Raw genomic sequence first — 6,087 nt, forward strand, 5'->3', positions numbered from 1 at the left:
AGGTCAACAATAAAAAAAATAATAAATCTGAAGAAAAATATTTTGATTAATCATTTTTAGTGGTATATTTGCCCCTCGTTTTCGGGGTGTAGCGTAGCCCGGTTATCGCGCCTGCTTTGGGAGCAGGAGGCCGCAGGTTCGAATCCTGCCACCCCGACAAAAAATCCTTTTCAAAAACGAAAAGGATTTTTTTATTTTTATCAAAGTTAAATTCAAAATTATTACTTTTGTTAAAAATACGTATATGCTCATAATAGGAATTGCTGGCGGAACAGGTAGTGGTAAAACAACCGTTGTTCATCAAATAATGAACGAACTACCAGATACAGAAGTTGGAATAATTACACAAGACTCGTACTATCGAGAAACTTCTAACCTAACTTATGAAGAACGATCTAATATTAATTTTGATCATCCTAGAGCAATTGATTTTGAATTATTAATTGATCATCTAAAAAAATTAAAAAAAAATCAAATAATAGAACAGCCAGTTTATTCGTTTTTAACGCACAACAGAACAAATGACACGGTAATTACACATCCCCGAAAAGTAATGATAGTAGAAGGAATTTTAATTCTTACTAATCCTGAGTTGCGTGATTTATTTGACATTAAAATATTTGTACATGCTGATTCTGATGAGCGCCTTATTAGGCGTTTAAAAAGAGATATTACCGAACGAGGAAGAGATATAAATGAGGTTTTGAACAGATATCAAACCACGTTAAAACCGATGCATCAACAATTTATAGAACCCTCAAAAGTATTTGCAGATATTATAATTCCTTACGACAAATACAATACTGTAGCAGTAGATGTAGTTAGAGCTGTTATTAATCAACGAATAGAACAATAAATGTTTAAAAAATATCAAGAACTTCGATTGAAACATCCTTTCCTAAAAATCATAGGGAACAAATATTTTCTTATCCTATTTCTATTTATACTTTGGATGCTTTTTTTAGATAATTACTCCTATATGGAACATCGCTTTTTAAACAAAGAAATTGATGAATTGGAAGCCCAAGAAAAATTTTTTAAAAGTGAAATAAAGTCTGACAGCATTAAAATAAAAATGCTACAAAACCCAGACATGATTGAAAAATATGCACGCGAAAAATACTTTATGAAAAAAGATGAAGAAGATATTTATATTATAGAGTTTGAAGACGCTATGCATAAAGAAGAAAGTAAATTACCCTTATAATTTTATATTGGTCGTCATAAGCTCATTTTTTTTATAAAATTTAGTATTTTAAAAAAAGCTATTGATCTACTTTTTGAAACTAAAAAATATAAAACAACAAAACTGTGACTAAACAAGATGATTTTTTTAATGAGTTTGTATCCGTTAGCTCAAAACAATGGAAACAGCAAATTCAATTTGATTTAAAAGGAGCAGATTATATCCAAAAGTTAATTTGGGAATCTCCAGAAGGTATAAAAGTTAAACCTTTTTATCATAATGATCAAGATGCTGTTACTAATGCAATTAACACGCATGCATCAGAATTCAAAATAGTACAAAATATTTTTGTTCACGATGTAGCAAAGTCAAATAGTAGAGCCCTCGATACTATAAACCGAGGAGCAGAAAGCGTTCGGTTTACGATTGAAAATGAAACTATTTCTATTGAAAATTTAATTGAAAACTTACCTTTTCAAAATATCATTTATTATTTTAACTTACCTTTTTTATCCTATAATTTTGTAACTGTTATTTCTGAATTAGCCCTAAAAAATAAAGCAAAATTTATTGTACAAATAGACCCCATAGCGCGCTTAGCTAAAAGTGGAAATTGGTTTATAAATTTAGAATCCGATTTTAAATCATTAAACCAAATTGCATCAAAATTAAAGAGTTCTTTTTTAACCATCCAAACCGGAATTTATCAAAATGCGGGTGCAAATATGGTGCAACAATTAGCTTACACAATGGCTCATGTAAACGAATATTTTAATCGTATTGAAAATTTAAATCAACCCATTACCATTGAAGTATCTATTGGAACCCATTACTTTTTTGAAATTGCAAAAATAAGAGCCTTACGAATTTTATTTAAGACTTTAGCCCAAGCCTACAATTACACCTTAGAATGTCATATTGTTGCAACTCCAACTAAACGCAATAAAACTTTATACGATTACAATGTAAACATGCTAAGAACTACAACAGAATGCATGTCTGCTATTTTAGGTGGTGCAAATTCTATAGCAAATTTAGCTTATGATGCTTTATATCATAAAGATAATGAGTTTGGCGATAGAATTTCTCGCAATCAATTATTGATTCTTAAAAAGGAAAGTTACTTTGACAAAGTAAACAACCCTGCTGATGGATCATATTATATAGAAAACGTAACCCAACAATTAGCAGAAAAAGCATTGGAATTATTCAAGCATATTGAAGCAAATGGTGGATTTATTACACAACTACAGGAAGGTACTATACAAAGAAAAATAAACGAATCGGCTCAAAAAGAACAAGACTTATTTGATACTGGTTCTGAAGTTTTATTAGGAACTAACAAATACACTAACAAAAGTGACAAAATGAAAGACGATTTAGAGTTATATCCTTTTGTAAAACAAAACCCCAGAAAAACCTTAGTTACTCCTATTATTGAAAAACGATTGGCCGAAAAATTAGAACAAGAACGATTAAATGCTGAAGTCTAAGTCATGAGAAAAAACATCCAACATATAAAAATAAAGTCAGAAGCTGAAATTCAGAATTCAGAGAAAACCATTGTTAAAAGCTTCCTTACTGCAGAAAATATTGCAATAAAACAAACCTATTTTAAAGAAGATATTGAAAATCTTGAGCACATTGGTTTTGCCGCTGGATTTGCACCAAACCTTAGGGGCCCTTATGCAACTATGTATGTTCAAAGACCATGGACCATTCGACAATATGCAGGATTTTCTACAGCAGAAGAAAGCAATGCTTTTTACAGAAGAAACTTAGCCGCAGGTCAAAAAGGGTTGTCGGTAGCTTTTGATTTAGCTACCCATAGAGGATATGATTCTGATCACGAAAGGGTTTTTGGGGATGTTGGAAAAGCAGGTGTAGCAATAGATTCTGTAGAAGACATGAAAATACTTTTTGACCAAATTCCGCTAAACGAAATGTCGGTATCCATGACCATGAATGGTGCTGTTTTGCCAATCATGGCATTTTATATTGTGGCTGCTCAAGAACAAGGTATTGATATAAAAGATTTAGAAGGAACCATACAAAATGATATTTTAAAAGAATTTATGGTTCGAAATACTTACATATACCCTCCTACTCCTTCTATGAAAATTATTGCAGACATATTTGAATATACAACCAAAAATATGCCCAAATTTAATTCCATTTCCATATCAGGATACCACATGCAAGAAGCTGGAGCAACTGCTGATATTGAATTGGCCTATACTTTAGCAGATGGTTTAGAATATATACGAACAGGAATTGCTGCAGGCATGGATATTGATACTTTTGCTCCACGATTATCTTTTTTTTGGGCCATTGGAATGAATCATTTTATGGAAATTGCCAAAATGCGAGCAGCCCGTATGTTATGGGCAAAATTAGTAAAGCAATTTAATCCAAAAAATGACAAATCTCTCGCTTTAAGGACCCATTGTCAAACCAGTGGATGGAGTTTAACCGAACAAGACCCTTTTAACAACATAGCTCGAACCACCATTGAAGCTACTGCTGCTGCTTTTGGAGGAACACAATCGCTACATACCAATGCCTTAGACGAAGCCATTGCTTTACCAACCGATTTTTCGGCTCGAATTGCTCGTAACACCCAAATTTATTTACAAGAAGAAACTAAAATAACCAAAACAGTTGACCCATGGGCTGGAAGTTATTATGTAGAAAGTTTAACTGCCCAAATTACTGAAAAGGCTTGGGCTTTAATTGAAGAAGTTGAAGCGCTAGGTGGCATGACAAAAGCCATTGAAGAAGGAATTCCAAAATTGCGTATTGAAGAAGCTGCTGCTCGTAAACAAGCACGAATTGACAGCAGCCAAGACATCATTGTTGGTATAAACCAATATCGTTTAGACAAAGAAGATCCTTTGCATATTTTAGATGTAGATAACGACATGGTTCGAACGCAACAAATAGAGCGACTCACCCAAATAAAAGCAACGCGCAATGATGCTAAAGTAAAAGCCTCTTTAGCAAAATTAACTGATTGTGCTAAAAACCAAAACAACAATTTATTATCTTTGGCGATAGAAGCAGCAAAACACAGAGCTACTTTAGGAGAAATAAGCGATGCTTTGGAAGAAGTATTTGGAAGGTATAAAGCACAAATTAGAAGTTTTAGTGGAGTGTATAGTAAAGAAATAAAAAATAACGAAAGCTTTGAAAAAGCAAAACTATTAGCCGATGCTTTTGCAAAGAAAGACGGCCGTCGTCCTCGTATAATGATTGCAAAAATGGGACAAGATGGACATGACAGAGGTGCAAAAGTTGTTGCAACAGGCTATGCAGATGTAGGATTTGATGTTGACATAGGTCCGCTTTTTCAAACCCCAAAAGAAGCTGCAAAACAAGCCGTAGAAAATGACGTACACATTTTAGGTGTTTCTTCATTAGCTGCTGGGCATAAAACTTTGGTTCCACAGGTCATTGAAGAATTAAAAAAATACGGTCGTGAAGATATTATGGTTATTGTTGGAGGTGTAATTCCTTCGCAAGATTACCAATTTCTTTTTGATGCTGGTGCTGTTGCCGTTTTTGGTCCAGGAACAAAAATAAGCGATGCTGCGATACGTATTTTAGAAATCCTCATAGAAAATTAAAAAAGATTAGTATTTATAAGCATCAATTCACTTTTATTGATGCTTTTTTTATGTTGTATAGTTTTATTATATCCCAAAAAGAAAAAAATATTTAATAATTCTATATGTTTACTCCCTAATAAATCATTTACAAAAAAAATGCTAAAAAAAATTCTTTTAACTCTAATGCTATTGAATCAAGCTCTATCGTATGGGCAATTGAGTTTTTGTACAGGAAGTACTGGTGCTCCTGTTTTTTTAGAAAATTTTGGAAGCGGAACCAATTATGGCCCTGCTCTAGCAGCAGGTGTAACCAACTATGCCTTTGTAGGTAGTGGTTTTCCCCAAGATGGTCAATATACCCTATACTACAGAACCAATTTAAATGCTAACTGGCTGTATTCTTTAGACCATACTCCAGATACTGACCCCGAAGGTGTAAATGGAAAATCTTTAATTATTAATGCCAGTTATACACAAGGTCAATTTTACAAAAGAACTGTAACTGGCTTGTGTAGCAACACAACTTTTGAATTTTCGGCTTGGTTACTTAATATTTACAATTCGGCTTCAAACTTTTGTTCTGGAACAGGAATTCCCGTAAATGTAACTTTCGAAATTTGGGATGCTACAGATACAACTCTTTTACAATCTGTTAGCACCGGAAGCATAAATGGTACTTCTACGCCCAATTGGGCTCAATATGCAACCCTTTTTACAATGCCAGCTGGGCAATCTGCTGTTATTTTAAAAATGAGAAATAATGGTGCTGGTGGTTGCGGAAACGATTTAGCTATTGATGATATTATGTTTAGGTCTTGTGGAGAATCTAGTTCAGTAATAAATACTTCACTTTCTGGAAACAACATCGTAGTTTGTGAAAATTCAAGTGTAACAAATCCAAATTTACAAGTTATCACTACCGGTACTGCAACACATGTTTATCAATGGCAAAATAGTACTGACAATATTACTTATACAGATATGTCAGGAATAACATCAACAACTTTTACTATTCCTACGCTGTTGAGTGCAACTACCTATTACAGAGTCAAAGTTGCTCAAGACTTGGCTAATTTAAATAATTCATTCTGTTCAATTTTATCAGATGTTTATACTGTTACTGTTAATCCAAGGCCCAATGCACCTGTATCAAATGGCAATCAAAACATATGCAGCAATCAATCTGCCTTGCTGGAAGTTTCTGTAAACACAAATGAAAGTGTCAATTGGTACGATGCAGCTGCAAACGGAACTTTAATTTTAGCCAATTCGTTAATTTTAAGTCCAACTGTT

At 33.2% G+C, this 6,087-nt stretch carries 4 protein-coding genes, 1 tRNA gene and 1 pseudogene; all 6 read left to right on the forward strand.

Annotation, left to right across the window (positions count from 1 at the left end; all coding sequences use genetic code 11):
- Nucleotides 1-82 precede the first annotated feature (82 nt).
- Nucleotides 83-157: transfer RNA gene (locus AABM47_RS04145), tRNA-Pro, on the forward strand.
- Entirely contained in the window at nucleotides 146-856 is a 711-nt protein-coding gene (udk, locus tag AABM47_RS04150; protein WP_338409669.1) for a uridine kinase, read from the forward strand. The genes AABM47_RS04145 and udk overlap by 12 nt, the downstream gene beginning before the upstream one ends.
- Complete coding sequence (locus AABM47_RS04155; RefSeq protein ID WP_338409666.1) at nucleotides 857-1,207, forward strand: septum formation initiator family protein; 351 nt, start codon at nucleotides 857-859, stop codon at nucleotides 1,205-1,207.
- A 104-nt stretch (nucleotides 1,208-1,311) separates the two neighbouring features.
- Nucleotides 1,312-2,679 (forward strand): methylmalonyl-CoA mutase subunit beta, encoded by a 1,368-nt coding sequence (locus tag AABM47_RS04160; protein ID WP_338409667.1) that lies wholly within the window; start codon nucleotides 1,312-1,314, stop codon nucleotides 2,677-2,679.
- A 3-nt stretch (nucleotides 2,680-2,682) separates the two neighbouring features.
- On the forward strand, nucleotides 2,683-4,812 hold the full coding sequence (gene scpA, locus AABM47_RS04165) for a methylmalonyl-CoA mutase (RefSeq protein ID WP_338409668.1): 2,130 nt from the start codon (nucleotides 2,683-2,685) through the stop codon (nucleotides 4,810-4,812).
- A 138-nt stretch (nucleotides 4,813-4,950) separates the two neighbouring features.
- Nucleotides 4,951-6,087 (forward strand): annotated as a pseudogene (locus AABM47_RS04170) (hypothetical protein); the annotation flags it as partial.

This window comes from uncultured Flavobacterium sp. (genome assembly GCF_963925415.1).
Taxonomy (GTDB): domain Bacteria; phylum Bacteroidota; class Bacteroidia; order Flavobacteriales; family Flavobacteriaceae; genus Flavobacterium.

Coding starts and splice junctions, on each gene's coding strand:
- AABM47_RS04155 (WP_338409666.1), top strand. CDS start 857: ATGTTTAAAAAATATCAAGAACTTCGATTGAAACATCCTTTCCTAAAA.
- scpA (WP_338409668.1), top strand. CDS start 2,683: ATGAGAAAAAACATCCAACATATAAAAATAAAGTCAGAAGCTGAAATT.